At 71.6% G+C, this 26164-nt stretch carries 22 protein-coding genes and 5 tRNA genes; 12 read left to right on the forward strand and 15 right to left on the reverse strand.

Annotated elements, in window-relative coordinates; genetic code table 11:
* Nucleotides 1–88: 88 nt before the first annotated feature.
* Nucleotides 89–1021: a hypothetical protein gene (locus tag AB0M39_RS20130; RefSeq protein WP_365366143.1), complete on the forward strand. Its 933-nt coding sequence runs from the start codon at nt 89–91 to the stop codon at nt 1019–1021.
* Between the two features lie 304 nt (nt 1022–1325).
* Here the strand turns inward: AB0M39_RS20130 and AB0M39_RS20135 are convergent, their stop codons facing one another.
* Entirely contained in the window at nt 1326–1526 is a 201-nt protein-coding gene (locus AB0M39_RS20135; RefSeq protein ID WP_365366145.1) for a DUF5988 family protein, read from the reverse strand.
* Nucleotides 1527–1601: 75 nt separating this feature from the next.
* Here AB0M39_RS20135 and AB0M39_RS20140 point away from each other — a divergent pair, with 75 nt between their 5' ends.
* Nucleotides 1602–2996 (forward strand): chloride channel protein, encoded by a 1395-nt coding sequence (locus AB0M39_RS20140; RefSeq protein ID WP_365366147.1) that lies wholly within the window; start codon nt 1602–1604, stop codon nt 2994–2996.
* Between the two features lie 184 nt (nt 2997–3180).
* Here AB0M39_RS20140 and AB0M39_RS20145 read toward each other — a convergent pair whose 3' ends face one another.
* The 3 genes from AB0M39_RS20145 to AB0M39_RS20155 all read right to left on the reverse strand — a co-directional run bounded on the left by AB0M39_RS20145 (nt 3181) and on the right by AB0M39_RS20155 (nt 5762).
* Nucleotides 3181–4431, reverse strand: a complete 1251-nt coding sequence (locus AB0M39_RS20145) for a sigma-70 family RNA polymerase sigma factor (RefSeq protein ID WP_365366149.1) — start codon at nt 4429–4431, stop codon at nt 3181–3183.
* A complete protein-coding gene (locus tag AB0M39_RS20150; protein ID WP_365366151.1) occupies nt 4428–4835 on the reverse strand; it encodes a YciI family protein in 408 nt (135 codons plus the stop codon). Before AB0M39_RS20150 ends, AB0M39_RS20145 begins: the two co-directional genes overlap by 4 nt.
* 117 nt (nt 4836–4952) lie before the next feature.
* Complete coding sequence (locus AB0M39_RS20155) at nt 4953–5762, reverse strand: alpha/beta hydrolase (RefSeq protein ID WP_365366153.1); 810 nt, start codon at nt 5760–5762, stop codon at nt 4953–4955.
* A 133-nt stretch (nt 5763–5895) separates the two neighbouring features.
* Between AB0M39_RS20155 and AB0M39_RS20160 the strand changes: the two genes are divergently transcribed.
* Nucleotides 5896–7569, forward strand: coding sequence for an alkaline phosphatase family protein (locus AB0M39_RS20160; RefSeq protein ID WP_365366155.1), 1674 nt, complete (start codon nt 5896–5898; stop codon nt 7567–7569).
* Nucleotides 7570–8022: 453 nt separating this feature from the next.
* On the opposite strand, the gene AB0M39_RS20165 is transcribed toward AB0M39_RS20160, so the two are convergent.
* The 6 genes from AB0M39_RS20165 to AB0M39_RS20190 all read right to left on the reverse strand — a co-directional run bounded on the left by AB0M39_RS20165 (nt 8023) and on the right by AB0M39_RS20190 (nt 12759).
* Nucleotides 8023–8095, reverse strand: a tRNA-Lys gene (locus AB0M39_RS20165).
* Nucleotides 8096–8373: 278 nt separating this feature from the next.
* Nucleotides 8374–10545 carry a DEAD/DEAH box helicase gene (locus tag AB0M39_RS20170; protein ID WP_365366157.1) on the reverse strand — a complete coding sequence of 724 codons (2172 nt, stop codon included), beginning with the start codon at nt 10543–10545 and terminating at the stop codon, nt 8374–8376.
* Between the two features lie 287 nt (nt 10546–10832).
* Nucleotides 10833–11411, reverse strand: coding sequence for a hypothetical protein (locus AB0M39_RS20175; RefSeq protein ID WP_365366159.1), 579 nt, complete (start codon nt 11409–11411; stop codon nt 10833–10835).
* A 123-nt stretch (nt 11412–11534) separates the two neighbouring features.
* Entirely contained in the window at nt 11535–11897 is a 363-nt protein-coding gene (locus AB0M39_RS20180; protein WP_365366161.1) for a CrcB family protein, read from the reverse strand.
* The gene (crcB, locus tag AB0M39_RS20185) at nt 11894–12376 is read right to left on the reverse strand and encodes a fluoride efflux transporter CrcB (protein WP_365366219.1); all 483 of its coding nucleotides are present in this window, start codon (nt 12374–12376) and stop codon (nt 11894–11896) included. The genes AB0M39_RS20180 and crcB overlap by 4 nt, the downstream gene beginning before the upstream one ends.
* Before the next feature lie 32 nt (nt 12377–12408).
* Entirely contained in the window at nt 12409–12759 is a 351-nt protein-coding gene (locus AB0M39_RS20190; RefSeq protein WP_327324599.1) for a metallopeptidase family protein, read from the reverse strand.
* 75 nt (nt 12760–12834) lie between these two features.
* Here AB0M39_RS20190 and AB0M39_RS20195 point away from each other — a divergent pair, with 75 nt between their 5' ends.
* The 4 genes from AB0M39_RS20195 (at nt 12835) to AB0M39_RS20210 (ending at nt 14766) form a co-directional block, all read left to right on the forward strand.
* The gene (locus AB0M39_RS20195; RefSeq protein ID WP_365366163.1) at nt 12835–14403 is read left to right on the forward strand and encodes a metallophosphoesterase; all 1569 of its coding nucleotides are present in this window, start codon (nt 12835–12837) and stop codon (nt 14401–14403) included.
* An 80-nt stretch (nt 14404–14483) separates the two neighbouring features.
* Nucleotides 14484–14556, forward strand: a tRNA-Glu gene (locus tag AB0M39_RS20200).
* A gap of 39 nt (nt 14557–14595) precedes the next feature.
* A tRNA-Asp gene (locus AB0M39_RS20205) sits at nt 14596–14670 on the forward strand.
* 22 nt (nt 14671–14692) lie between these two features.
* Nucleotides 14693–14766, forward strand: a tRNA-Phe gene (locus AB0M39_RS20210).
* Between the two features lie 107 nt (nt 14767–14873).
* On the opposite strand, the gene AB0M39_RS20215 is transcribed toward AB0M39_RS20210, so the two are convergent.
* The 3 genes from AB0M39_RS20215 to AB0M39_RS20225 all read right to left on the reverse strand — a co-directional run bounded on the left by AB0M39_RS20215 (nt 14874) and on the right by AB0M39_RS20225 (nt 17171).
* Nucleotides 14874–15698 (reverse strand): cytochrome c biogenesis CcdA family protein, encoded by an 825-nt coding sequence (locus tag AB0M39_RS20215; RefSeq protein ID WP_365366165.1) that lies wholly within the window; start codon nt 15696–15698, stop codon nt 14874–14876.
* On the reverse strand, nt 15695–16639 hold the full coding sequence (locus AB0M39_RS20220) for a DsbA family protein (protein WP_365366167.1): 945 nt from the start codon (nt 16637–16639) through the stop codon (nt 15695–15697). The genes AB0M39_RS20215 and AB0M39_RS20220 overlap by 4 nt, the downstream gene beginning before the upstream one ends.
* Nucleotides 16640–16706: 67 nt before the next feature.
* Entirely contained in the window at nt 16707–17171 is a 465-nt protein-coding gene (locus tag AB0M39_RS20225; RefSeq protein WP_365366169.1) for a hypothetical protein, read from the reverse strand.
* 112 nt (nt 17172–17283) lie between these two features.
* Here AB0M39_RS20225 and hrpA point away from each other — a divergent pair, with 112 nt between their 5' ends.
* The 3 genes from hrpA to AB0M39_RS20240 all read left to right on the forward strand — a co-directional run bounded on the left by hrpA (nt 17284) and on the right by AB0M39_RS20240 (nt 22004).
* Nucleotides 17284–21243, forward strand: a complete 3960-nt coding sequence (gene hrpA / locus AB0M39_RS20230) for an ATP-dependent RNA helicase HrpA (protein ID WP_365366171.1) — start codon at nt 17284–17286, stop codon at nt 21241–21243.
* Nucleotides 21244–21334: 91 nt separating this feature from the next.
* Nucleotides 21335–21409: transfer RNA gene (locus AB0M39_RS20235), tRNA-Asp, on the forward strand.
* 424 nt (nt 21410–21833) lie between these two features.
* On the forward strand, nt 21834–22004 hold the full coding sequence (locus tag AB0M39_RS20240; protein WP_365366173.1) for a DUF6274 family protein: 171 nt from the start codon (nt 21834–21836) through the stop codon (nt 22002–22004).
* Between the two features lie 606 nt (nt 22005–22610).
* Here the strand turns inward: AB0M39_RS20240 and bldC are convergent.
* Entirely contained in the window at nt 22611–22817 is a 207-nt protein-coding gene (gene bldC / locus AB0M39_RS20245; protein WP_003949541.1) for a developmental transcriptional regulator BldC, read from the reverse strand.
* Nucleotides 22818–23325: 508 nt separating this feature from the next.
* A complete protein-coding gene (locus tag AB0M39_RS20250; protein WP_365366175.1) occupies nt 23326–24168 on the reverse strand; it encodes a hypothetical protein in 843 nt (280 codons plus the stop codon).
* 155 nt (nt 24169–24323) lie between these two features.
* Here AB0M39_RS20250 and AB0M39_RS20255 point away from each other — a divergent pair, with 155 nt between their 5' ends.
* The gene (locus AB0M39_RS20255; protein WP_365366177.1) at nt 24324–25418 is read left to right on the forward strand and encodes a Glu/Leu/Phe/Val dehydrogenase dimerization domain-containing protein; all 1095 of its coding nucleotides are present in this window, start codon (nt 24324–24326) and stop codon (nt 25416–25418) included.
* A 457-nt stretch (nt 25419–25875) separates the two neighbouring features.
* Nucleotides 25876–26127, forward strand: coding sequence for a DUF3073 domain-containing protein (locus AB0M39_RS20260; protein WP_365366179.1), 252 nt, complete (start codon nt 25876–25878; stop codon nt 26125–26127).
* Nucleotides 26128–26164: the final 37 nt, after the last annotated feature.

Genomic DNA, 26164 nt, shown 5'->3' on the forward strand with positions numbered 1-26164 from the left:
ACCTTACGCCATCCGGAGCATGATCAAAGCCATTTATGAGTACGACCGCTCTTCCGCCCCTCCAAAGGCGGCCGCGACCATCTGCCATATGGCTGAGACACCAGTGAATTCGGAGAGGCCGACGGCGGCTCGGACGGCCGGGCATCTGCTGCTCGTCTGGATCGTCGGAGCGGCCCTCGCGCCCGCGCTCGGGTTCGCGACGGTCGGCGCGGTGTGGGTCGGCGGGCCGGGCGCCACGCTGGCCGTGCTGCTCGTTGGCGGCCTTCTCTCCATCGCGGCACTGGCCGCGACGGGACTGGTCGTACGCGACGTGGTGCCGCTCTGCGCGACGGCCCGCGGCCTGATGGGCTGGGCGGCGACCGTCCTCGTCGGCGGCACGCTGGGGGCGCTCGGCGGGTTCGCGGCCTGGACCACGGACGAGTTCGACCTGGGCGGCGCGGACATGAGGATCGCGCTGAGCGGGCTTCCGTACGCCGTGGTCGCCGCGTTCTTCGTCCCGAGCCGGTCCGTGCGGCTGACCTCCGCGGTCGCACTCGCCGGGACCCTGGCGTTCACCACGTACACGCTCCAGGAGGCCGGCGAACGCGACCGGCTGGACTCCCTCCTGAACCGCAGCGGGCTCGCCCGCGAGGAGCGGCTGCTCATCGAGCCGCCCGGCGGGCTCGAGGCGGAGGAGGGCAGCGGCACGCTGGGACCGAACGAGTTCCGGATGCACTTCACCCAGGGCGGCGAGCCGGGCGCGTCGCCCGGCTTCGACTACAGGGTGAGCCGGCGCGCGGACGGGGACTGCCCCAAGGACCTGCCGGGGCGGATCGGCTGCCGGGACGCGGGCGGCGGCGTCACCGTGGTCACGCAGCGGCACGACGACGGCGAGGTGTGGGAGTACGTCCATCTGCGGCGCGACGGGCTGCTGCTGACGGCGCGTACGACGGAGGGGATGGGCGTGCCGCAGCTCCGGCAGGCGCTCGAGAAGGCCCGCCCGGCGACGGACGAGGAGCTGCTGGACATCGTGCGGGGGTAGGGGGCGGGGCGGCACGGGGTGGCTTGCGTGGAGGGGCTCACGCGGAGGCAGTCGTACGGGTCACCCGCGCGGAGGCAGTCGTACGGAGGCACTCGTACGGAGGCACTCGTACGGACGCACCGGTACGGACGCACTCATGCGGGGTCCCTCTCGCGGAGGCGCTCGTACGGGTCGCCCGCGCGGACGAACTCGTACGGACGCACTGGTACGGAGGCAGTCGTACGGACGTGTCCGGGCGGGGGCTTGGGCGCGGGGCTCCGGCGCGCGAGGCTCCGACGCGAGGGCTCAGGTCGCGCGCCGGACGCTACTCGGCGATCTCGGTCCGCTCCCACCACTCGTAGACGGGCAGCCGGCCCTGCGGGCTGTCCTCGTGCCGCTGCGTGGCCTTGAAGTGCTCGTAGCCGCCGCGGTGCAGAATCTTCAGCTCGTCTCCGGGAGGATCGATCGGGACGATCCGCTCGTGCAGATCGTCCGGTCCGCCCTCGAGCACTGCCTTGTCAGCCATGAACCCAGTGTTGTCATCCGCCCGGCCCGCTCGCATGTCGGGCGGAACCGCGGACGGCGGGCGAGACTGATCCACATGGCACAGGCCGACGCCGACGCAGGCGAGAAACACCGGCCGCCGGAAGTCGCCGGCGGCAAGGGGCTCCGCGACACGCTGCTCAGCCGTGGGTATCTGGGACTGCTGCTGATGTCCGCCCTCGTCGGCATCCCCGTGTCGTTCGCGTGCTTCGGCTTCGTGAGCCTGGAGCACGAACTCCAGCACTGGGTGTGGGAGTCGGCCCCCGACGCCCTCGGCATGGACGTCGCGCCCTGGTGGTGGCCGCTGCCCGCGCTGGCCCTCGCGGGTCTGCTGCTCGCGCCGATCGTCACCCGTATGCCGGGAAAGGGCGGCCATCTGGCGGTGAAGGGGCTGGGCGGCGGACCCCCCATCGGGCCCAGAGAGGTGCCGAGCGTGGTCCTCGCCGCCCTCGCGTGCCTCCCCCTCGGCGCGGTCCTGGGGCCGGAGGCGCCCCTGATGGCCCTGGGCGGCGGACTCGCTCTGCTCGCTCTGCACTTCGCCCGATCGTCCAGCGCGCGCGGCAACCCGCAAGTCGCCTCCATCCTGGGCGCCGCGGGATCGACGGCCGCGATCTCCACCATCTTCGGCAGCCCGCTCGTCGCCGCCGTGATGATGATGGAGGCCGCGGGCATCGGGGGCCCTCAGCTGATGCTCCTGCTGCTGCCGTGCCTGCTGGCGAGCGGAGTCGGCGACCTGGTCTTCACCGGGTTCGGCGACTGGACGGGGCTGACCATCGGGGCGCTGTCCCTGCCCGTCGTGCCGAAGGTGAGCGGCCCCGACGCCGGGGACTTCCTGTGGGGGATTCCGCTGGCGGCGGCGACCGCGGCCGTCCTCGTCACAGGTCACCGGATCGGCGGACGGGTCGCGGAGTGGACGGCGCACAAGACGGCGGTACGGACGGTGATCTGCGCCGTGGCGGTGGGCGTGTGCGCCGCGGCGTACGCCCTGACCACGGGCCGCTCCCCGGAGGAGGCGGCCCTGTCGGGCCAGGTGACGCTGGGCGTGCTGGCGGGCGATCCGCATGCGTGGCCGGTGTACGCCCTGTTGCTGCTCGTCGTGTTCAAGGGCCTCGCCTGGAGCATCAGCCTCGGCAGCCTGCGCGGCGGCCCGATCTTCCCCTCGATCATGCTCGGCGCGGCGCTGGGGGTCGCCTGCAACGGCCTTCCGGGGTTCGGCGTCGCCTCCGGTCTGGCCGTGGGACTCGCGGCGTCCAGCGCGGCGATCACCCGACTGCCGGTGACCAGCGTGGTGCTGACGGCCTTGCTGATGGGCCCGACCGCGCTGAGCGCCCACCCCCTCATGATCGTCGCCGCGGTGGTGGCGACGGTGTCGGCGGAACTCCTGAGAGGCTGGCACGCGGGGAAGGCGAGGCCGGGGGACACCAAGCCACCGGCGTACGAGGCGCCGACGTAGGCACGGGGGGCGCACTCTCAGCCCCGCCGGCGTTTGAGGCGCGGGGCCCGGGGCAGCGCCCCGGAATCAGCCCCGCCGGCGATTGAGGCGCACACCCAGCCCCGTGGGGGTCCCCCCGGACGAAGTCTGGGGGAGATTGAGGCGCGGGACCTAGGGCAGCGCCCCAGAACCACCCCGCCGGCCCTCACGCACCGTCCCCACCCCCCACCCTCCCCGCCCGCATCCGCAGATACCTCGCCTCCGGAACGCTCAGCGTCGCCCCCGCCGCCCGCTCGTACGCCTCCCGCGCCCCCTCCCCGTCCCCCGCCTTCTCCAGCAGATGCGCGCGTACCGCGTCGAGTCGGTAATGGCCCGTCAGCCGCTCCTCCAGCTCGGCGACTTCGGCGAGACCCGCCTCGGGCCCTCGCACCATCGCGACCGCCACCGCGCGCCCCAGCGCGGCCATGGGCTCGGGCGCGACGCGCAGGAGGATGTCGTACAGGGCGAGGATCTGCGGCCAGTCCGTCTCGTCCGCGCTGGGCGCCTCGTCGTGGAGCGCCGCGATGGCAGCCTGGAGCTGGTACGCCCCGGCCGCCCCCTCGGACAGGGCCTCCTCCACCAGGGCCGTGCCCTCCGCGATCGTCTCCCGGTCCCAGCGGCTGCGGTCCTGCTCGTCGAGCGGGATCAGCTCGCCCGCCGGCCCGGTGCGCGCGGCGCTGCGGGCGTCGGTGAGCAGCATCAGCGCCAGCAGCCCGGTCACCGCGCCCTCCTTGGGCAGCAGTCGGCGTACGGCACGGGTCAGCCGGATCGCCTCGCCGGCCAGGTCGGCCCGGTGCAGTGCGCGGCCGGCGGTCGCCGTGTAGCCCTCGTTGAAGATCAGGTACAGCACCTGGAGCACGGCCGAGAGCCGCTGGTCGCGGTCGTCGGGCCCGGGCTGCCGAAAGGGCGCGCCCTTGACCTTCTGCTTCGCTCGGCTGATCCGCTGCGCCATGGTCGCCTCCGGCACGAGATGCGCGCGGGCGATCTCGGCGGTGGTCAGACCGCCGACGGCGCGCAGCGTGAGCGCGATCTGGGCGGCCGGGGAGAGGTCCGGGTGGCAGCAGAGAAAGAGGAGGGTGAGGGTGTCGTCGTCGGACGGGGCGCGGCTCTCCCCCGGCGCGGGGGCCGTGAACGCGTCCCGTGGCGTGAGCGCGGCGACCGTCTCCTCGCGCCGCCGCCGGGCCTGGTCGCTGCGCAGCTGGTCGGTCAGCCGCCGCGAGGCGACCTTGATCAGCCACCCACGGGGGTTGTCCGGGAGCCCGGTCCGCGGCCACTGCTCAGCGGCCGCAAGCAGGGCTTCCTGCACGGAGTCCTCGGCCTGGTCGAAATGTCCGTACCGGCGCACCAGCGCGCCGAGGACCTGCGGCGCGTGCAGGCGCAACAGGTCCTCGACCTCGACAGCGGTCGTACTCCTCAAACATCGCCTCCGCCGATGGGCCGGATGACCACCGGGTACTCCGGGGAGCCCTCGGGAACCGGGCACTGCGCGACGCGCGCGGCGATCTCCGTGACCCGCTCCAGGCTCGCGCAGTCGAGCACCCAGAAGCCGGCCAGCAGTTCCTTGGTCTCGCTATAGGGGCCGTCGGTGATCACCGGCCGCCCGTCGGAGCCCGCGCTGACGAAGCGGGCCTGGGCGGGCTCGGTCAGGCCCTCCGCGTGCACGAGCTCGCCGGACTCGGCGAGGTCGTTGTTGATCTCGCCCATGAAGGCGAACATCGCCTGCATGTCCTTCTCGCTCCAGGCCGGGCTCGAGGAGTTCCCCTTGCCGACCATCGCGTCGTAGTCGGCCTGCGAACCCTGGACCATCACCAGATACTTCATGACTTCGCTCCTTAGGGCGCCGTCACCCTTGTGGGCGACTCTCACAGGAGACGTCGGCGCCGACGACGGCTTCTCGACACCTCGCGGAAGATTCTTTCCTCTGAGCGCGCTGCCCGCTCAACGAAGCACGCTGCCCGCGAACTCGGCGACGTCGGCGACGACGCGGTCGGGCTGCTCCCAGTGCACGGCATGGCCGACGCCCTCGTACACCAGCAGCCGCGAGCCATGGACGGCGTCGAGGACGGCCTGCTGGTCGGCGCGCGGGAGGAAGTCGTCCTGGTCGCCCCAGACGACGAGGGTCGGCACCAGGATCCCGGCCAGAGTGGCGGGCAGGTCGGCCTCCATCAGGCCGCGCATGGTCTCCTTCCATACGTGGGCGGGGACCTTGAGGTTCTCCTCGGTCATGGTCTCGAGGAGCCCCCTGGCGATCGGCCGGGCGGTCAGGCCGCCCATGAAGCCGTCGACGAACTCGCGGGACACGGGATCGGCGAGCCCCTGGATCTCCTCCCACACCCGGGCGACCGCCGGCTTGTCCGCGAGCGTGGCGGGCGCGCCGAGGAGGACCAGGCCCAAGATCCGGTCGGGATGGCTGCCGGCGACCATCCGGGCGGCCACACCGCCGCTGGAGGCGCCGACGAGGACGGCGCGCTCGATCCCGACCGCGTCGAGGAAGCCCACGAGGTCGGCGGCGAAGTCCTCGGGCCGGTAGCCCTCGTCGGGGCGCCGTTCGGCGTCGCCGTGTCCGCGCTGGGTGGGCGCGTACCCGTGGAGGGACACGGGCAGCCGTCGCAGCATCGGCTCGAAGGACCACCATGAGTCGGCGATGGCGTGGACGAAGACGACGGGCGTGCCGCCGTAGCCGGCCTCCGCGTACGGAAGGACCGGCCCGTCCCGCAGAGACGCGGTCTTGACGGAGATCGTGGTCATCCCACCCAGCGTCTCCTCCGGGCATGGCCGAGGCAACATCTCGGCCACCGTCATCTCGGCCACCGGTCCGAGCGTCACCCGCTTGGCGCAGCAGGTGTGGCCGGGGCCCGTGGCATGCCGTAGCACGAGAAGCATGACGGCTGCGGAAGCTGACCCGACGGGCTCCATGGGCGCTATGGGCGCCGGCGACGCCAGGGCGCCTATAGAGCATGTGATCGTGCTGGCCCTGGAGAACCGCTCCTTCGACCATATGCTCGGCTTCCTCGACCATCCCGACCCGGACTTCGACGGGCTGCGGCGCGGCGGCCCGTATACGAACCCGGGCTGGCTCGGCGGCACGGTCGAAGCCACCCCGCAGGCCGGGCGCCAGGTGCGGATCGACCCGGACCACAGCCATGACGCGGTGATGGAGCAGCTCGCGGTCCGCGGCTCGGGCGGCGCGCGACGGGCCACGAACCAGGGATTCGTACGGAGCCTGGAACGCAAGGGCCGAGGGCTGTCCAAACGGCGGTTCGACGGCCTCCTCAGCCCGCTGGCGGAATGGCTCGACCGTCTCACCAGCTCGAAGGCGCGGGCGGGCCTCGGGCCGGGGGCGATGCTCTGCCAGCCGCCCGCCCGCGTGCCGGTGCTGGCCAAGCTGGCGCTCGAGTTCTGCGTCTGCACCCGCTGGTTCTGCTCGGTGCCCGGCGAGACCTGGCCGAACCGGAACTTCCTGCACGCGGCGACCTCCGACGGCGAGGTCGGCAACGAGATCCGCTGGTTCCACAACGACACGATCTTCGAACGGCTGGAGCAGTCAGCCCAGTTGGGCGACCGGAAGCCATGGCACATCTACCACGACGACATTCCGCAGGCGTGGGCGTTCAAGAACCTGTGGGACAGCCCGCGCCGGCATGCCAACTGGTTCCATCTGTCCGAGTTCGAGCGGCATGTCGAGAAGGGGACGCTCCCCGCGTACTCCTTTCTGGAGCCGAACCACTGGCCGCGCCGCCCGGCGGTGAGCGTCTCGGGACTCTTCGACACGGAGAGCAACAGCCAGCACCCGGGAAACAACGTCTCCGAGGACGGCGCCGGCCCCGCGGCCTCCGACGTCGTATCCGACGCCGCCTCCGACTTCGCATCCGACTTCGCACGCGGCGAGGCGCTGATCGCGACGGTCTACGAGGCCCTCCGCGGCAACCCGGAGGTCTTCAAGAGGTCGCTGCTGCTGATCACCTACGACGAGCACGGCGGCTTCTTCGACCACCGCCCCCCGCCGTCGTGCCCCGCGGCCGAGGGCCAGGACCCCTCGACCCTCCCCTGGACCACGAGGCTGCGCCACGCGCTCCTGCGCCGGGAGCCGGAGTCCTTCGACTTCTCCCTCCTCGGCCCCCGGGTACCGGCCGTGATCGTCTCCCCGTACATCAGACGGCACACCGTGGACCGCGAGGAGCACGAGCACGCGAGCGTCCCCGCCACGCTGCGCGCCCTGTTCGCCCCGGACACGGACCACCTCACCCCCCGAGCGGAGAAGGCCAGGCCCTTCCACACCGTCCGAAACCTGGAGGAGGCGCGGGCCGCCGACCTGCCGGACCTGAAGGCCTACGTCCGCTCGCTCGCCAGGTCGAGAAGCCGCCCGGAGCGATTCGACGACCGCCAGGAAGTCCCGGAACACGCCAAGGACTTCGTGGCCCAGGCCCAACTCGTGGCAGCGGAGCTCACCCGCACCCGAGGGGTCAGGGCCCCAATGCCGACGGACCCCTTCGCCATCACCCGCGCCTTCGAAACAACGGCCGACCACCACCGCGAGGACCTCGGCGAGGGCTGACGCGGGGCCATGCCTCCGACGCCAGCGGCCAGCCCGATCGCGATCCCCCGGAGCGCCTGCCCGGGGCCCTGCTGGGGTGTCCGCGAGCACCGGCGGGCCGGACTGGCGCGCGGCGAGATGTGGTTCGACACGGGGAACGTGCTCACCGGGGACCACGGTTCATGGCTGCACCCGGAGAAGGCGAGCGACGCTTTCCGGCGCATCCTCGCCGCGACCGCGCTCCCGCCGATCTCCCGTCGATCTCCCGTTGATCAACCTGCGAGACCTGCGCCGTGTCGTCGCCTCGCTCGTCTACGCGGCGAAGACGGTCTTTATCGCCTCGCCGCGCCTCGGGCACGCTTCGGGCGAGCAGACGCCCCGAAAGGCCGTCAGACGAGCCGCGGCCCGGCCGGGAAACCCCGGTCGGGCCGCAGAGCGCGCAGGTCAGCGAGTCGGTGAAGACTCTCCGCCGAGTAGGCCGTGTGGGACTCGAACCCACAACCAACGGATTAAAAGTCCGCTGCTCTGCCAATTGAGCTAACGGCCCTCGGAAAGACGCACCTGAGCAGCATAGCCGGAGCCCGGCCCGGAGCCGATCGGGTATCCCGGTGGTGCGCCGGGCGGCGCGGGGAGGCGGGCTGGGGGCGGCAGATGCGCGCCCTGCCCGCCCGTTCGGAACAGCCCGCCGACACGCCGACGCGGGCACACCGCCGGGCGCAGGAGCGATCGGGTCCTCACAACACCGCAGGGCCCGTACGACACCAGCGTGTCGTACGGGCCCTGTGAGTCAGGCAGTCAGCCGGCGGTCACGCCGCCCAGCCGGGATCAGCCGTTGCGCTTCCAGCGCGGCTTGTCGTCGCGGCGGCCGAAGGAGCCGGTGTTCGTGCCGGTGCCGCGGTGGTCGTCGCGGCGGCCGTAGGGGCGGTCGCCGCCGCCGGAGCGGAAGCCGCCCGACGGGCGGTCGTCACGACGGTCGCGGTTGAACGGACGGTCGCTGCCACGGTGGCCGCCGGTGGGGCGGTCGTCGCGGCGCTCGAAGGAGCGGCCGCCACGGTCGTCGCGGCGGAACCCGCCACGGTCGCCACCGCGGTCGTCACGGTTGAAGCCGCCGGACGGACGGTCGTTGTCACGACGGAAGCCACCACGGTCGTTGTCGCGGCGCTCGAAGGAGCGGCCGCCACGGTCGTCACGGCGGAAGCCGCCACGGTCGCCACCGCGGTCGTCACGGTTGAAGCCGCCCGAGGGACGGTCGTTGTCACGACGGAAGCCACCACGGTCGTTGTCGCGACGGTCGTCGCGGCGGAAGCCGCCACGGTCGCCGCCACGGTCGTCACGGCGGAAGCCCCCACGGTCGCCGCCACGGTCGTCACGACGCTCGAAGGAGCGGCCGCCACGGTCGCCGCCACGGCGGTCGAAGTTGCCGCGGTCGTCGCGACGGTCATACGACGACCGGCCCTCGCGCTCCTCGCGGACCTCGCGGACCTCGGGCTGCGCCGCCGCGGCGACGGCTGCCTCGACCTCGGCCACCGCGGCCTCGGCCACCTCGGCCACCGCGGTCTCCGGGTCCTCGCCGCGCTCGCGCGCCGCGCGGGCCACCAGGCGGTCGGCCTCCTCGCGGAGCTCCGCCGCGCGCTTCTGCACACGCTCGAGCTGCTTGGTCAGGTCGACGACCTCGCGCTCGGCCTGCTTGGCCGCGTTGTTCGCGGAGTCGGCCTGGACCTCGGTCAGCGAACGGGCGCCGGTGATCTCGGCGACCTCCGGGTCGAACGCGCCGGCGCCGCCCACGATGTGACGCGAGGCGTCGACGCCCGCGTCCTCCATGAGGCGGAAGATCTGGCGGCGCTGGTGCGGCAGCGACAGCGAGACGACCGTGCCGGACTTGCCGGCGCGGGCGGTGCGGCCCGAGCGGTGCAGGTAGTCCTTGTGGTCGCCGGCCGGGTCCACGTTCAGGACCAGGTCGATGCCGTCGACGTGGATGCCGCGGGCGGCGACGTCGGTCGCGACGAGCGCGTTGACGTAGCCCTTCTTGAAGTCCTCGAGGACGCGGGTGCGGGCGCCCTGCGTCATGCCGCCGTGCAGCGCGTCGGCCTTCACGCCGGAGTCGCAGAGCTGCTCGGCGATGCGGTCGGCGCCCAGCTGGGTGCGGACGAAGATGATGGTGCGGCCCTTGCGGGCGGCGATCGCGGCCGTGACCGGCGCCTTGTCCTTCGGCTTCACGACGAGGACGTGGTGGGTCATGGTCGTGACGTTGCCCTGGGCGCTGTCGACCTCGTGGCTGACCGGGTCGGTCAGGTAGCGCTTGACCAGGGTGCTGATCTCGTTCTCCATGGTCGCGGAGAAGAGCATGCGCTGGCCGCCGGCCGGGACCTGGTCGAGCAGCTCGGTGACCTCGGGCAGGAAGCCCAGGTCGGACATCTGGTCGGCCTCGTCGAGGACGGCGACCTGGACGTTCTCGAGGGAGCAGGCGCCGCGGTTGATGATGTCGCGCAGACGGCCCGGAGTGGCGACGAGGATGTCGACGCCGCGCTCGAGCGCGTAGATCTGGTTGCCCATGGACGTACCGCCGCAGACGACCTTCATCTTGAGGCCGACCACGTCGCCGTACGGCTGGAGGGCGTCCGCGACCTGCATCGCGAGCTCACGGGTCGGGGTGAGGATGACCGCGCGGGGCTTCTTCTTCTCGGTGTGGCCGCCGGCCAGCGTGGCCAGGGTCGGCAGACCGAAGGAGAGGGTCTTGCCGGAGCCGGTGCGGCCGCGGCCCAGGATGTCCTTGCCGGCCAGGGCGTCCGGGATGGTCGCGGCCTGGATCGGGAACGGGGAGGTGACGCCGTTCTGCGCGAGCTTGCGGACGACGCCCTCGGGCAGACCGAGGTCCGCGAAGGTGACGGTCGGCTCGGCGGACTCGGCGGGCGCGTCGACGATCTCGATGGACTCGACGACCTCGACGGCCGACTCGTTCTCGGGCATGACGGCGTGATCAGTACTGAAAGTGGACATGCGAAATGCGAAACCTTCCGGAGTCTCGGCACGCGCCCAAACTCCGTGAATTCGCAAATCGACCGCCTCAATGCGGTCAGCCACGGCTAGGGAGAGTACGCGCCACGCGGCGCTCTTCCTTTTCGGCGCCGGGCAATGGGATCAAACGATCTACCACCATACGCACCCTCCCCCACTGAAGGCAAACCGCCTCGATGTGACGCCGACGACACCGCCCCGCCGGTGCCGTCCCCCCGCCGGCTCCCCGTCGGCTTCGAGCGAGCTCCAGCCCGGGCGCCACAGCGCCGCTACGCCGGGCTGACCTGCGGGGACGCCGTCGGCTCCGCCTCCACGCCCTGCCTGCTCTGCCCGTCGACCAGCCGCAGCGCCCCCGCGTGCACCTCCGGCGCGGACGACGCCGACGGCGGGTCGGTCGGCTCGCTCGGCTGGGGCGTGGGGCTCACCGGCGGCGGCTCCGAGGGCGTCGGCTCCGGCTCGGACGGCTGTACGGACGGGGGCGGCCCCTCGTTCGTCGGCGTGGGGTCGGGGGTCTGCGGGCGCGGCCCGCCCCCCGTCGGCTTGGCCTTCGCGGGCGCGGAGGCGCTCGGACTCGCCGAGCCCTTCGCGTCCTTCCCGCCCTTCTTGCCGGGCTTGTCCGAGCCGTGCCCGGACGTACGGGCCTGCCGGCCGACCCCCTGCCCCGACTGACCGCCGTCCGCCTCCTCCAGGACCCCGCGCCGATCGGCGGACGAGCGGGGCGCGGGCTTCTTGCCCTCGTCGTCGCCCACGCTCATGCAGCCTGCCGAGGCCATGACGGCCAGCGAGGCGACGACCCCGAGGGCCAACCGGCGGCCGGGGACGGACAAGGGGACCGACAACTGGCGCACGGGGGCACCTCCGGGGCAAAAGGGGCGTGGGATGCGGTACGTGGGTTTCACTGTCCAACTCCCTGCGCCCCACAAGGGACACGCCTCCCCACGCTCCCGTACGCCTCCTTGTGCAACCGGTCCTCAGCGCGTCAGCGCGCGGGCCAGCTCCTGCCCCAGGAACACCGCTGAAAGCCCGACCAGAAGCGAGCCCGCGACATTCGCGGCGGCCAGGAGCGTCCGGCCGCGCTCGGCCAGCCGCAGCGTCTCGTACGAGAGCGTGGAGTACGTGGTCAGCGCCCCGCACAGACCCGTGCCCAGCAGCGCGTACGTCCCCGAGGACGCGGCCGCCCCCACCAGCACGCCCAGCGCCAGGCTGCCCGCCGCGTTGACGACGACGGTCCCCCAGGGGAAGACGGACGCGTGCCACGCCTGGACCGCACGGTCCGTCAGATACCGCAGCGGCGCGCCGATCGCCGCGCCCACCGCCACCAGCAGCCAGGTCACTTCAGGGCCGCCCTGGTCGCCGTCGCCGCCAGCCAGACGGCGACCAGGGCCGCCACGGCCGTGCCGCCCGCGTACGCCAGCGCCCTGCCCGCCTCCCCGTGCTCCAGCAGATCGGAGACGTCCAGCGCGTACGTCGAGAAGGTGGTGAACCCGCCGAGCACGCCCACCCCGAAGAACGGCCGCGCCAGCGGATGCGCCGGCCTGCCGCCTTCGCCGACCAGCGGCATGAGCACGCCGATCAGCGCGCAGCCCAGGACGTTGACGCAGAAGACCGCCCACGGGAACGCGCCCTGGGGCGTGGGCCACAGCACCGTCGCGCCGTACCGGGCCAGCGCTCCCACGACCCCGCCCGCCGAGACGGCGGCGAGCAACGGCCACCTATGGGCGCCGGCGGTCTCCGCGCGCTGGTCGGGAGCGTGGAGGTCGACGTCCGGGTCGACCGCCTCGGAGGCCGGACCGCGGGGGCGGCGCGGACCCATCCGGCGCGGGCGGCTCGTCCGGCGCGGGCGGCTCATCCGTAGCCCAGCGCGTGCAGCCGTTCGTCGTCGATGCCGAAGTGGTGGGCGATCTCGTGCACCACGGTGATCTCGGTCTCCGCGACCACGTCCTCGCGGTCCTCGCACATCCGCAGCGTGGGCCCACGGTAGATGGTGATCCGGTCCGGCAGCACGCCCGCGTACCACTCGCCGCGGTCGGTGAGCGGGGTCCCCTCGTAGAGCCCGAGCAGCTCGGGATCGTCGGCGGCCGGCTCGTCCTCGACGAAGACCGCGACGTTGTCCATCAGCCGCGTCAGCTCGGGCGGGATCCTGTCCAGCGCCTCTGCGACCAGTTCCTCGAACTCCTCGCGCGTCATCTCCAGCACGTGGCCATTGTCACGTACCCCGTGCGAACGGTCGCCCCCGGCATGGGCCTCCTTCGCCCTGGGCATACGGGACCAATGGCCCGCGAAGCACCGGAACCCATCCGTCCGCTCCGTACGAACCACCCGCTCCACTCCGGCCTCGTCCGGCTCCAGCGCCACTACCGCTCCCGCCGCACCGCCCCCACCAGCGCCCTCGTCGACAGCCCGCACCCCTGGGCCCGCGCGCTGGGACTGACCGCCGTGGTGCTGCTCGGCGCCTGGCTCGGGCTGCTGATCGTCGGCAGCGTCCGCACCCCGGTGGGCCCGATGGACACGAGCATGACCCTGCGCCCCTCCCTCTCCGGCGGCACGAAGATCAACGTCTCGCCGCTCGGCGCGCTGGAGCTGGACTCGCACCTCGCGCCCATCCGCCTCGACGTCGACGTCGACCAGCTCGACCCCGAGCGCTCCAGCGCCCTGGTGAAGCACCCCGAACGGCTCTCCGGCCTCCAGGACGAGGTCGCCCGCGACGTGACGGACGGCACGACCGAGCTCGCCGTGCGCTCCTGCGTCGCCGTCGTCTCCGGCGCGACCGCGCTCGGCCTCGCCGTCTACCGCCGCCCGCGCCGGGCACTGGCCGCGGGCGGCCTCGCGCTCGCCCTGCTGGCCGCGTCCGGCGCCTCCGCGTACGCCACCTGGAACCCGAAGTCCGTGCTCGAGCCGAAGTTCTCCGGGCTGCTCTCCTCGGCCCCCTCGCTCGTCGGCGACGCCCGCTCCATCGTCACCGAGTTCGACGTCTACCAGCGGGAGTTGGCGCGGCTGGTCACCAACGTCACCAAGCTGTACGACGCGACCTCGACGCTCCCCGTCTACCAGCCGGACCCGGCCACCGTCCGCGTGCTGCACGTCTCCGACATCCACCTCAACCCGGCGGCCTGGCACATCATCGGCTCGCTGGTCGAGCAGTACGGCATAGACGTGATCATCGACTCCGGCGACACCATGGACCACGGCACGGCAGCCGAGAACGCCTTCCTCGACCCGGTCTCCGACCTCGGCGCGCCCTACGTCTGGGTCCGCGGCAACCACGACTCGCGCGTCACCCAGGCGTACCTCGACCGCCTCGAGAACGTGCACGTCCTCGACGAGGGCCGGGCGGTCACCGTCGCGGGCGTGCGGATCGCGGGCAGCGGCGACCCCCAGTTCACCCCCGACCGCTCGGTCGTCGCCCAAGGCGACCCCGCGGAGCGCATGACGGGCCTGCGCCTCGCCTCCGCCCTGCGCGACCAGAAGCGCGCCGGCACGCCCGTCGACATCGCGGTCGCCCACAATCCGGTGGCCGCGCGCGAGAGCGACGGCGAGGTCCCTCTCGCCCTCGCGGGCCACGTCCACCACCGCAAGACGGAGGTCCTCCCGCACGGCACCCGCCTCAAGATCGAGGGCTCGACGGGCGGCGGCGGCCTGCGGGCGGTGCAGAACGAGAAGCCGGAGAAGGTGCGGGCCTCGGTGCTCTATCTGGACCGCCAGACCCGCCGGCTCCAGGCCTGGGACGAGATCACGCTGGGGGGCCTGGGACTGACGACTGCCGAGGTCAGCCGCCATCTGCCGGAGGAGAACACGCCCGGCGCGACGCCCTCGCCGACCCCCTCTGCCTCGCCCCCGTAAACCGTTTTGGCGATAGCTCCCCGCATCCCATATGCTTCTCACGTCCCCGACGCGCTGCGAAGCGCCCAGGCGGGCCCTTAGCCCTCATCGTCTAGTGGCCCAGGACGCCGCCCTTTCAAGGCGGTAGCACGGGTTCGAATCCCGTTGGGGGCACGCATTACCGTGTGCGAGACTTGGTCTCGCACATTGCTTGGTCCTGTGGAGCAGTTTGGAGTGCTCGCCACCCTGTCAAGGTGGAGGCCGCGGGTTCAAATCCCGTCAGGACCGCTGAAGCTCGCAAGGGCTTCGTGGCTGGGTAGCTCAGTTGGTACGAGCGATCGCCTGAAAAGCGATAGGTCGCCGGTTCGACCCCGGCCCCAGCCACAGTTCGAAGGCCCCGATCCGCACGGATCGGGGCCTTCGTCGTCTGCGCGGCGCGTGCCCGGGGCGCGCAGGCCCCGACCCTCGCGGGGATCGGGGCCCGCCCGCCGTCAGGCTCGTTCGCGGCGCCGCCGGCCCCGTACGCCCAGGACCACGGCCGCCACCGCCACCAGCGCCGTCAGCAGCGCCCAGTCCGGCACCGCCTCGCCGATGCCCTGCGCCCACTCCTGGACGGCGAACGAGTCGTCGACCGAGAGCAGCCCCGGCAGCGCCGTCGTGCCGTCGAACACCAGGAACACCGTCCCCAGCACCACGAAGAAGAGGCCCGACAGCAGCGACGTCGTATGCAGCTCGAACCGGCCCAGCCGCAGCGGACGGCCGCGCAGCCAGCGCCGTCCGCCGAGGTCGAAGCGGTCCCACAGCAGCGCGAGCAGGAAGAGCGGGACCGCCATGCCCAGGCCGTAGACCGCGAGGAGCAGTCCGCCGTAGACCGGGCTGCCGCTGACCGCCGCGACCATCAGAACGCTGCCGAGGATCGGGCCCGCGCAGAACCCGGCCAGGCCGTAGACCAGGCCAAGGGCGTAGACGGAGACCGCCGTCGTCGGGCGGATACGGCCGGACAGCTCCGCGACGCGGCGGGGCGCGAAGCCCTTCCCCAGGACCTGGGCCACGCCCAGCGCGATGATCAGCCAGCCGCCCGTGGTCACCAGCAGATCGCGGTTGCCGTAGAAGAGCCGGCCGGCGAAGGACCCGGCGGCGCCCAGCGGGACGAGCGTGGTGGCCAGGCCGGCGTAGAAGATCGCGGTACGGGCCAGCAGCTTGCCGGCGGAGTCGATGGAGTACGCGAAGAACGCCGGGAGCAGCAGGGCGCTGCACGGGCTGATCAGCGCGAGGAGGCCGCCGAGGAAGGCGGCCAGATAGCCGACGTCGGTCACTGGGCCGTCTCCGGACCGGTGTTCTTGTCTGACTCCGGCTTCTTGTCCGCCTCCGGGCCGGTCTTCTTCTCCCCCTCCGGCTTCTTGTCCGTCCCCGGGCCGGTCTTCTTCTCCGTCCCCGGCTTCTTCTCCGCCTCCGGGCCGGCTTCCTCCCTGGCCTCGCTCGCCGCCTGGGCCTTCGCCGCCTCGATCGCCTCCGTGAACGTCCGAGTCGGCTGCGCGCCCGCGATCGGCCGGCCGTTCACCAGGAACGACGGCGTGGACGTCGCGCCCAGGCCGTACGCCTCCTCCTGGTCCCGCTTCACCGCCGCGCGGGCGGCCTCGCCGTCCGCGTCGCGCGTGAAGCGCTCCAGGTCCGGCACGCCCGCCTGCTCCGCGAGGGCCTTCAGCCGGTCCTCGCCGAAGCCCTCCTCCTTGGCGCCCTGCGCGTACGCCGCCGCGTGGAACTGCCAGAAACGCCCCTGCCGGCCCGCGGCCCACGCCGCCCGCGCCGCCGCCTCGGACTCCGCGCCGAAGATCGGGAAGTTGCGCCACTCGATGCGCAGCGTGCCCTCGTCGACGTACTTCTTCACCAGCGCGGGCTCGGTGTCCCGGGCGAACTTCCCGCAGTAGCCGCACTTGAAGTCGGCGTACTCGATCATCACGACCGGCGCGTCCACCCGGCCCATGGCCAGCGGGTCGCTCGCGTCGCGGCGGGCGAGCTTCGCCAGTTCGGCGTACGGGTCGGTCTCCGGGTCGGCGGAGACCTCGGCCGCGGAGGAGGAGCCCGACGAGTCCGGCTTGGTGGCGGTGTACGAGGCGTAGCCGAGCAGCAGCGCGGCGGCGACGGCCCCGGCGCCGACGGCCAGCGACACCCGGGAGGGGGACTTCCGCGAAGAACGCGAAGGACGCGGAGGACGCGAGGAAGGCGAAGAAGGCGTAGGGGAGGAGGAAACGGGCATGGAACTGCTCCTGAGCGAATGATCGAAGGTAGGTAAGCGGGCACGCACACGGCGCGTGACCGCCGGCCTAGACGCGCAGGATCGACAGCTCCACCGGCGAGGGAGGGTCGAGCGGCGGCGGCCCCCGCCCGGGCGGCACGTCGAGGACGGTCTGCTCCTGGGAGCAGCCGCCCGACACGCCGTGGGCGTCGTGCAGGGCGGGCAGCAGCTCGTACGCGGAGAAGCCGCGCGGCGGGGCGGCGGGGTGCGCTCCGCTGAAGTCGTCGGGCGCGCCCTGGCCGCAGCCGGGCGCCTGGCCGGGCGGCCGCGCCAGCACCTGCGCCTGTATACGCGCGGTCTGTATATGCGAGGGCGCCGCGACCGCGGTCACGGCGGGGTCGGCCGAACGGGTCGGCGCCGTGGCGCCTCCATGGGCCGTCGCCGCAGTGCAGAGAAGCAGAGAGAAGAGGAGCAGGGAGAAGAGGAGTCCCAGCAGTCCCACAGCGGCCGTCGGCAGACGCCGAACGCGGTCGCCGCAGAGCAGCATGGGCACGCTCCCCCTCGTACGGCGCTTCGGAACTGGTCGGATCTGTTCCATACTGCACCAGCTCGTGGTGGAAATGCGTTCGCCAGTGCTTTCCCAGGGGTGCGATCCTGGAATCCGTATGTCTACTTCCTTCGCCGACCTTCAGACCCTGCTGGCCGGGGCGTCGCTGCGCGACGCCCATCGGCTCGGCCGCCGTCTCGAAGGCGCCCGCCGCATCCGTAAGCCCGAGGCGCGGCAGGCCGTGCTGGACGAGATCGCCGCCGAGGCCGAGAAGTCCGCGGCCCGCATCGAACAGCGCGCCGGCCGGGTGCCCGAGGTCGCCTACCCCGAAGAGCTGCCCGTCAGCCAGAAGCGGGACGTGATCCTGGAGGCGATACGGGACCACCAGGTCGTGATCGTCGCCGGCGAGACCGGCTCGGGCAAGACGACGCAGATCCCCAAGATCTGTCTGGAGCTCGGCCGGGGCGTCCGCGGCATGATCGGGCACACCCAGCCCCGCCGGATCGCCGCCCGCACCGTCGCCGAACGCGTCGCGGAGGAGCTGCGCACCCCGCTCGGCGAAGCCGTGGGCTGGAAGGTCCGCTTCACCGACCAGGTCGGCGGCGACACCTTCGTCAAGCTGATGACGGACGGCATCCTGCTCGCCGAGATCCAGACGGACCGCGAGCTGCGCGCGTACGACACGATCATCATCGACGAGGCCCACGAGCGGTCCCTGAACATCGACTTCCTGCTCGGCTACCTCGCGCAGCTGCTGCCCAAGCGCCCCGACCTCAAGGTCGTGATCACCTCCGCGACCATCGACCCGGAGCGCTTCTCCCGCCACTTCGGCGAGGCGCCGATCGTCGAGGTCAGCGGCCGTACGTACCCCGTCGAGGTCCGCTACCGCCCGCTGCTGGAGGACGAGGGCGAGGAGTCCGACCGCGACCAGATCACCGCGATCTGCGACGCCGTGGAGGAGCTCCAGGGCGAGGGCAAGGGCGACATCCTCGTCTTCCTCTCCGGCGAGCGCGAGATCCGCGACACGGCGGACGCGCTCAACAAGAAGCAGTACCGCTTCACCGAGGTCCTGCCGCTGTACGCCCGTCTCTCGCACGCCGAGCAGCACCGCGTCTTCCAGCCCCACACCGGACGCCGGATCGTCCTCGCCACGAACGTCGCCGAGACGTCCCTGACCGTCCCCGGCATCAAGTACGTCATCGACCCCGGCACCGCCCGCATCTCCCGCTACAGCCACCGCACCAAGGTCCAGCGCCTGCCCATCGAGCGGATCAGCCAGGCCAGCGCCAACCAGCGCAAGGGCCGCTGCGGCCGTACGTCCGACGGAATCTGCATCCGGCTCTACTCCGAGGACGACTTCGTCTCCCGTCCCGAGTTCACGGACGCGGAGATCCTCCGTACGAACCTGGCGAGCGTCATCCTCCAGATGACCGCGGCCGGCCTCGGCGACATCGAGAAGTTCCCCTTCATCGACCCGCCGGACCACCGCAACATCCGCGACGGCGTCCAGCTCCTCCAGGAGCTGGGGGCGCTGGAGCAGGCGGAGAAGTCCCCGGAGGGGAGGAAGGGGCAGCGGCTGACGGCGCAGGGGCGCAAGCTCAGCCAGCTGCCCGTCGACCCGCGGCTGGCCCGGATGGTCCTGGAGGCCGACAAGAACGGCTGCGTGCGCGAGGTCATGGTGATCGCCGCCGCGCTCTCCATCCAGGACCCCCGCGAGCGCCCCGCCGAGAAGCAGGCGCAGGCCGACCAGCAGCACGCCCGCTTCAAGGACGAGACCTCCGACTTCCTCTCGTATCTCAACCTCTGGCGCTATGTCCGCGAGCAGCAGCGGGAGCGCGGCTCCTCCAGCTTCCGCCGTATGTGCAAGCAGGAGTACCTGAACTTCCTGCGCATTCGCGAATGGCAGGACATCTACGCACAGCTGCGCACGGTCGCCAAGCAGATGGGGATGCACTTCGAGGAGGCCTCGGCGGACGCCCCCGCTCCGGACCAGTCCGTCCATGTCTCGCTGCTGGCGGGCCTGCTCTCCCACATCGGCATGAAGGATGTGAAGGAGGGCGCGAAGAACGAGTACCTGGGCGCCCGCAGCGCCAAGTTCGCGGTCTTCCCCGGCTCGGCGCTCTTCAAGAAGCCCCCGCGGTTCGTCATGTCGGCGGAGCTGGTGGAGACGTCCCGGCTGTGGGCGCGGGTCAACGCCAAGATCGAGCCCGAGTGGATCGAGCCGCTGGCCCAGCACCTGGTCAAGCGCACCTATAGCGAGCCGCACTGGGAGAAGGACCAGGCGGCGGTGATGGCGGTCGAGAAGGTCACGCTGTACGGCGTGCCGATCGTCACCGACCGCAAGGTGAACTATGGGCGGATCGACCCGGAGACCTCCCGCGATCTGTTCATCCGCAACGCGCTGGTCGAGGGCGACTGGCGCACCCACCACAAGTTCTTCGCCGACAACCGCCGGCTCCTGACCGAGGTGGAGGAGCTGGAGCACCGGGCGCGGCGCCGGGACATCCTGGTCGACGACGAGACGCTCTTCGACTTCTACGACCAGCGGGTGCCCGAGCACGTCGTGTCCGGGGCGCACTTCGACTCCTGGTGGAAGCACAAGCGCAAGGAGGAGCCCGAGCTCCTCGACTTCGAGCGCGAGATGCTCATCAACGAGAAGGCGGGCGCGGTCACCAAGGACGACTACCCCGACTCCTGGCGGCAGGGTCGGCTGAAGTTCCGGGTGACGTACCAGTTCGAGCCGGGCGCCGACGCCGACGGCGTGACCGTCCACGTCCCGCTCCAGGTGCTGAACCAGGTCACCGCCGAGGGCTTCGACTGGCAGATCCCGGGACTGCGCGAGGACGTGGTGATGGAGCTGATCCGCTCCCTCCCCAAGCCGATCCGCCGCCACTACGTCCCGGCGCCGAACTACGCGAAGGCGTTCCTGGACAGGGCCGTGCCCCTCCAGGAGCCCCTGCCGGTCACGCTCGCGCGGGAGCTGCAGCGCATGGTCGGCGTCCCGGTCACGGGGGACGACTTCGATCTGGGCCGGGTCCCGGACCATTTGAAGATCACGTTCCGGATCGTCGACGAGCGCCGCAAGAAGCTCGCGGAGGACAAGGACCTGGAGGCGCTGAAGCTCAAGCTGAAGCCGAAGGCCCGCCAGGCGCTGTCCCAGGCCGCGGCGAGCGCGAGCCCGGGCGGCGAGTCCATCGAGCGCACCGGCCTGACGGACTGGACGATCGGCGCGCTGAGCCGCGTCTTCGAGACCCGGCGCGCGGGCCAGCCGGTCAAGGCGTACCCCGCGCTCGTGGACGAGGGGGGCGCCGCGACGGGCCCGGTGTCCGTACGGCTCTTCGACACGGAGGCGGAGCAGGCGCAGGCGATGTGGCGGGGCACGCGCAGGCTCATCCTGCTCAACATCCCGGTGAACCCCGCCAAGTTCGCCTCGGACAAGCTGACCAACCAGCACAAGCTCGCCCTGTCGAGCAATCCGCACGGCTCGATCCAGGCCCTCTTCGACGACTGCGCGACGGCGGCGGCGGACAAGCTGATCGCGGACCACGGCGGGCCGGCCTGGGACGAGGAGTCGTTCCGGAAGCTGTTCGACAAGGTGCGCGCGGACCTGGTGGACGCGACGGTGCGCACGGTGAGCCAGGTGCAGCAGATCCTGGCTGCCTGGCAGGCGTGCGAGCGCCGGCTGAAGTCGACGAAGAGCCTGGCGCTGGTCGCCAATGCAGCGGACGTACGGGAGCACCTGACGCGGCTGATGCCGGCCGGCTTCGTCACGGCGACGGGCCTGCGGCGGCTGCCGGACCTGATGCGCTATCTCGTGGCGGTGGATCGCCGGCTCCAGCAGATGCCGACGGCCGTCCAGCGCGACACGACCCGTATGGAGAAGGTCCACGAGATGCAGGACGAGTACGCCTGGCTGCTGGAACAGCTGCCGCAGGGGCGCCCCGTGCCGCAGGAGGTCCTGGACATCCGCTGGATGATCGAGGAGCTGCGGGTGAGCTACTTCGCGCACGCGCTGGGCACGGCGCAGCCCGTCTCGGACAAGCGGATCGTGAAGGCGATCGACGCGGCGGCGCCGTGATCCGGCCGTCGCCATGAGTGAGTTCGACCGGACCCTCTGACCTGCTGTACAGTCTCTCTCGCAGCCAAGGAGCAATCGGGCTGCGAAACCTGGTCCTGTGGAGCAGTTTGGAGTGCTCGCCACCCTGTCAAGGTGGAGGCCGCGGGTTCAAATCCCGTCAGGACCGCGTGTATTGCGAAGGCCCGCACCGAATGGTGCGGGCCTTCGTCGTATGCCCGCATGGAGCGAGCGGGCTCCCACGAGGCCGGTCTCGAGCCGGTCGTGAGCCGCCCTGAGAGCCGCCCTGGGAGCCCGGACGAGCGCCGGGAGCGCGTTCCTCGCGCGCGTGGGCCCCGCACGCCGACAGACGCGCCCGCGCTCACGCTGCCGGAGCGCGGGAGGGCCAGGGCCGTACGAGGGCGGGAGAAGGGCGTCGGGGGCGCAGCCCCGCGCAGAGTGGGCCAAGGCGGGACAGGGCGGGGGAGCGAGCCCCGGGCCGGCGCACGGCTCGCGCGCCCGGATTCGGACCCTCCGCGCACCCGCATCTTGACGGCGTCATCTGCCACCGGTACCCAGTCCATAAGGGACGGCACACACCGGAGGTGACGTGCATGGCGGCGTCCGCAGCAAGGCAGCACGAGACCAGAGCGCTTCTACGCGCCCATCTGAAGGCCGCGTCCGGCTACCGGCACCTCACAAGGCACTGCCCCATCTGTCATCGCCTCCAGCGGCTCGCCATGGAGCCGTCCGGACCCGAGGACAGAGGCCTCGCCGACGAGTGACCTCGGCAGCGACCCCAGCGGTGATCTCGGCAGTGACTCCGGCGGTGACTCCAGCTCGGGTTGCGCGTCAGTTTTTCCGTGGCAGGCTCGAATTTGGCAAGAGGCGTGCACTGTGACGGGAGTCACCGAACTAGTTTCCAGAACCTGGGAACTTACCCCCTCCCTACAACCAACCAATTTAATATGTGCAATTGCACCCCCTTCCGGACCCCTCCAGGGCGGTCGGCGCCCTCCCCCCAGACGGCCACAGCCGCCCCCATCCCGGGACAGAACCCACACGCCTCCCCTGCGCGACCTGCACGCGAAACACACGTGCCGCACACCCGCCGGACACGCGGAAGGCAAGGGCGCGCAAGGCTCAAGGAGGCGCGGGAGGGGCGCAGAAGAGGCGCGGAAGAGGTGCCGGCACGGCCTCAGGGCATGACCGTGAGGCCCCTGGGACCCAGAAGGGCCGGGGTGTGAACCAGGGCATAAAAAGATCGCGCTGGACCCGGCGGAGTCCAACGCGATCGACGACGAAGCCTGTTGGGGCAGACCGTGTCATGTGGAGCTATAGACGGGCTGAGCCGGGATGGGGGCCCCGGAAACGCCCGATAATGGGGTGTGTCAGGCCTCGCTGCGCTGCTGCGGAATACCCGCAAGCAGTGCGCGGACCTCTGCCTCGCGGTACCGACGATGTCCACCGAGCGTGCGGATGGACGTGAGCTTGCCCGCCTTGGCCCAGCGGGTCACCGTCTTCGGGTCCACGCGGAACATCGTGGCAACCTCAGCCGGGGTCAGCAGCGGCTCGGCATCAGGGGTGCGAGCGGTCATGAGCGGCCTCCTCGGGAGAACCGAACCTTCTCGGTTCTTTCCTCTAAATTCTGCACCTTGACCCGCGTTGCCCGAAATGGCGGACGCGAGCCGAGTCGGTTATAGGACGAACGGCTTGTCCTCGGCACTACAACTACACCATCTGTCCAGCCACGTCGGCCAAACCGATGGAATTGCCCTCTCAGGTGTTCATCAGCGGCGGAAGCCGATGGACCATGCCATAGCGGACAGTCACGTCACAGTGACGATCAGTCACAGAGCGATCAGGAGCCACCAGACCCCCCATAGCGTGCAATGCAGAGTAATCCGCCCATAGTTAGGCGGAAGGAGCCCTCCCCGGACTCCTTGTCCTATTTTGACACGAGGGTGGGCGATAGACGCAAGGGCCCAGTAAGTGCCGTCCGTCACGCTTGAGGCATAGGCCCGGATCGGGACCTACGTCCTAGCCGACAGTCCTCAATGATCCAACATTGACGCCCGAAAGCGAACATCAGTGGCATAACAATGGTCAGTTGGCGAACTGACGATCTCTGACGGCCCGCCAGCGCTCCGTCAGCCGGCCGTACGCCTCGTCCGCGCCGTCGCCGTCCCCGGCCCGCAGCGCCGCGATCCCCTCGGCGAGATCGGCCGCCGACCGGTCCTCGGCGAGCTGCCGCTCGGACAGGGCGTGCACCAGCCCGCCGTAGTCCAGCTCGACCAGGGAGCGCGGATGGAACTCCTCCAGCCACTTCCCCACGTCCACCAGGCCCTCGGTCAGCTCGCCCTCGTCGATCGACTCCCGCAGCGCCCGCAGCGTCCGCGCGAGCCGCCGCCTCGCCTGCACCATGGGCGTGCGGTAGCGCAGCCGGGCGGCCCCCGTCTCCCCGGCCGCCTCGTAGTCCCGCTCCTCGTCGTCGAAGAGCGCGAACCAGCGCACCGGCACCTGCCAGACCGCCGTCCTGATCCAGGGCCGCGCGTCCGGGTTCCGCAGCCGCCACTGCTCGTAGTCCGCCGCCGCCTGCCCCCGCACCACCGGCGGGATCGCCGCGTCCAGCAGCGCCGGCGGCAGCCGCTCGGCCAGCTCCTCCAGCGCCAGCCAGCCGCGCAGCCGGGTCCGCCAGGGGCAGACGCACACCACCCCGTCCACCTCCGTCACAAAGGCGTCCGCGCTCTCGTGGACCGGCACCGGCACCGGCGGGGTGGGCAGCAGGTCGGCCAGCGACCGGTTCAGCTCGTCCTGGGCCGTCGGCGCCCCGTCCCGGCGCGCATAGCGGGCCCAGTGGGTCCGCTCGGGCTCGGGAAAGGCCGCCAGCGGTTCGTAGATCCGCAGGTAGGCCGCGTACGGGACGAGAACCGATGACAGCGCTGGCATGCCGCAAATCCTTCCACGGGCTTACTCCGGGAGGGGGTGATCCTCAGCACTGCGTCGGATCTACGCGCGCGTAGGACTTACCCTCTCCCCAACTGGGCCATCCCCACCCACAGGAAGGCCCTCCTTCCGCCGCTTCGTACTTGGGAGTCACCACCGTGACCGATGTGACCGGCGCGTCCGTCGATGTACTGCAGACCCTGTTCCGATCGGACCAGGGCGGCCATGAGCAAGTCGTGCTGTGCCAGGACCGCGCCTCCGGGCTCAAAGCCGTCATCGCCCTCCACTCGACCGCCCTGGGCCCGGCCCTGGGCGGCACCCGCTTCTACCCGTACGCCTCCGAGGAAGCGGCCGTCGCCGACGCGCTGAACCTCTCCCGGGGCATGTCGTACAAGAACGCCATGGCCGGCCTTGACCACGGCGGCGGCAAGGCCGTGATCATCGGCGATCCCGAGACGATCAAGACCGAAGAGCTGCTGCTGGCCTACGGCCGCTTCGTGGACTCCCTCGGCGGCCGCTATGTGACCGCCTGCGACGTCGGCACCTACGTCGCCGACATGGACGTCGTGGCCCGCGAGACCCGCTGGGCGACCGGCCGCTCCCCCGAGAACGGCGGCGCGGGCGACTCCTCCGTGCTGACCGCCTTCGGCGTCTTCCAGGGCATGCGCGCATCCGCCCAGCACCTGTGGGGCGACCCGACCCTGCGCGGTCGCAAGGTCGGCGTCGCGGGCGTCGGCAAGGTGGGACACCACCTGGTCGAGCACCTGCTGACGGACGGCGCCGAGGTCGTGATCACGGACGTGCGGGCCGACTCCGTGCGCCGGATCCTCGACAAGCACCCGGGCCAGGTCGCCGCGGTCGCCGACACCGACGCGCTCATCCGCGTGGAGGGCCTGGACGTCTACGCCCCCTGCGCGCTCGGCGGCGCGCTCGACGACGACAGCGTCCCCGCGCTGACCGCCAAGGTCGTGTGCGGCGCGGCCAACAACCAGCTCGCCCACCCGGGCGTCGAGAAGGACATCGCGGACCGCGGGATCCTCTACGCCCCCGACTACGTGGTGAACGCCGGCGGCGTCATCCAGGTCGCCGACGAGCTGCACGGCTTCGACTTCGACCGGTGCAAGGCCAAGGCCGCGAAGATCTTCGACACCACGCTGGCAATATTCGCACGTGCGAAGGCGGACGGGATTCCGCCGGCCGCCGCGGCCGACCGGATCGCCGAGCAGCGGATGGCGGAGGCGCGCGGCCGCTGACCGGAAAACGGCGGTCGGCACCCCGTCGGGGAGACGTCCGCAGCCGCTGGGTCTCCCGGTGAGAGGCGCCGGGAGACCGGTGGAGCGCCGCCGGGAGAACAGCGGGCGACCCGGGGTGAACGACGGGCGAGCGCCGTGAGTCCGCCGGGGTGCGCGCCGGGGAACGCCGCAGGGCGCGGCCCGGGAGGCCGCCGGGGGACCCTCTGGGAGAGAAGACTCACCCCGGTCGGCGGGTCGACTGCCAAGAAGAGGTTAAAATCGCAGTTGACCAGCGAGGACGGGGCTCCTTGCGGGTTCTGCGAAGTGGCGCGTCATGCGGGCGGCGTACCGTATGGCCGCGGAAGCAGGTACCGTTGAAGCCCTACGGACCGGTCTCTCTGCGGAGAGCCCGTTCTGAATCATGAACGCGTGTCAAGACTCTGGGGCCGTCGAGCCCCGTCACCGAGGGGGTCGAGCCATGGGGCGCGGCCGGGCCAAGGCCAAGCAGACGAAGGTCGCCCGCCAGCTGAAGTACAACAGCGGCGGGACAGACCTGTCGCGTCTGGCCAATGAGCTGGGCGCATCACCTTCGAGTCAACCGCCGAACGGCGAGCCGTTCGAGGACGACGAAGAGGAAGATGACCCGTACGCACAGTACGCGGATCTGTACAACGACGACGATGACGAGGACGAAGAGTCCGGTCCGTCGTCGCAGCGCCGCGGCGCTTGACGTACGCACACCTCACCACGTCTCAACGCAGACCCAC

The sequence above is a fragment of the Streptomyces sp. NPDC051907 genome, from assembly GCF_040681075.1.
In the GTDB taxonomy this organism is placed as follows: Bacteria; Actinomycetota; Actinomycetes; order Streptomycetales; family Streptomycetaceae; genus Streptomyces.

What these genes read in the sequence shown, in the direction of transcription:
- AB0M39_RS20130 (WP_365366143.1), top strand. Translation starts at nt 89, where the DNA reads ATGGCTGAGACACCAGTGAATTCGGAGAGGCCGACGGCGGCTCGGACG.
- AB0M39_RS20135 (WP_365366145.1), bottom strand. Translation starts at nt 1,526, where the DNA reads ATGGCTGACAAGGCAGTGCTCGAGGGCGGACCGGACGATCTGCACGAG.
- AB0M39_RS20140 (WP_365366147.1), top strand. Translation starts at nt 1,602, where the DNA reads ATGGCACAGGCCGACGCCGACGCAGGCGAGAAACACCGGCCGCCGGAA.
- AB0M39_RS20150 (WP_365366151.1), bottom strand. Translation starts at nt 4,835, where the DNA reads ATGAAGTATCTGGTGATGGTCCAGGGTTCGCAGGCCGACTACGACGCG.
- AB0M39_RS20155 (WP_365366153.1), bottom strand. Translation starts at nt 5,762, where the DNA reads ATGACCACGATCTCCGTCAAGACCGCGTCTCTGCGGGACGGGCCGGTC.
- AB0M39_RS20160 (WP_365366155.1), top strand. Translation starts at nt 5,896, where the DNA reads ATGACGGCTGCGGAAGCTGACCCGACGGGCTCCATGGGCGCTATGGGC.
- AB0M39_RS20170 (WP_365366157.1), bottom strand. Translation starts at nt 10,545, where the DNA reads ATGTCCACTTTCAGTACTGATCACGCCGTCATGCCCGAGAACGAGTCG.
- crcB (WP_365366219.1), bottom strand. Translation starts at nt 12,376, where the DNA reads ATGGGTCCGCGCCGCCCCCGCGGTCCGGCCTCCGAGGCGGTCGACCCG.
- AB0M39_RS20195 (WP_365366163.1), top strand. Translation starts at nt 12,835, where the DNA reads ATGGCCCGCGAAGCACCGGAACCCATCCGTCCGCTCCGTACGAACCAC.
- AB0M39_RS20220 (WP_365366167.1), bottom strand. Translation starts at nt 16,639, where the DNA reads ATGCCCGTTTCCTCCTCCCCTACGCCTTCTTCGCCTTCCTCGCGTCCT.
- hrpA (WP_365366171.1), top strand. Translation starts at nt 17,284, where the DNA reads ATGTCTACTTCCTTCGCCGACCTTCAGACCCTGCTGGCCGGGGCGTCG.
- AB0M39_RS20240 (WP_365366173.1), top strand. Translation starts at nt 21,834, where the DNA reads ATGGCGGCGTCCGCAGCAAGGCAGCACGAGACCAGAGCGCTTCTACGC.
- bldC (WP_003949541.1), bottom strand. Translation starts at nt 22,817, where the DNA reads ATGACCGCTCGCACCCCTGATGCCGAGCCGCTGCTGACCCCGGCTGAG.
- AB0M39_RS20250 (WP_365366175.1), bottom strand. Translation starts at nt 24,168, where the DNA reads ATGCCAGCGCTGTCATCGGTTCTCGTCCCGTACGCGGCCTACCTGCGG.
- AB0M39_RS20260 (WP_365366179.1), top strand. Translation starts at nt 25,876, where the DNA reads ATGGGGCGCGGCCGGGCCAAGGCCAAGCAGACGAAGGTCGCCCGCCAG.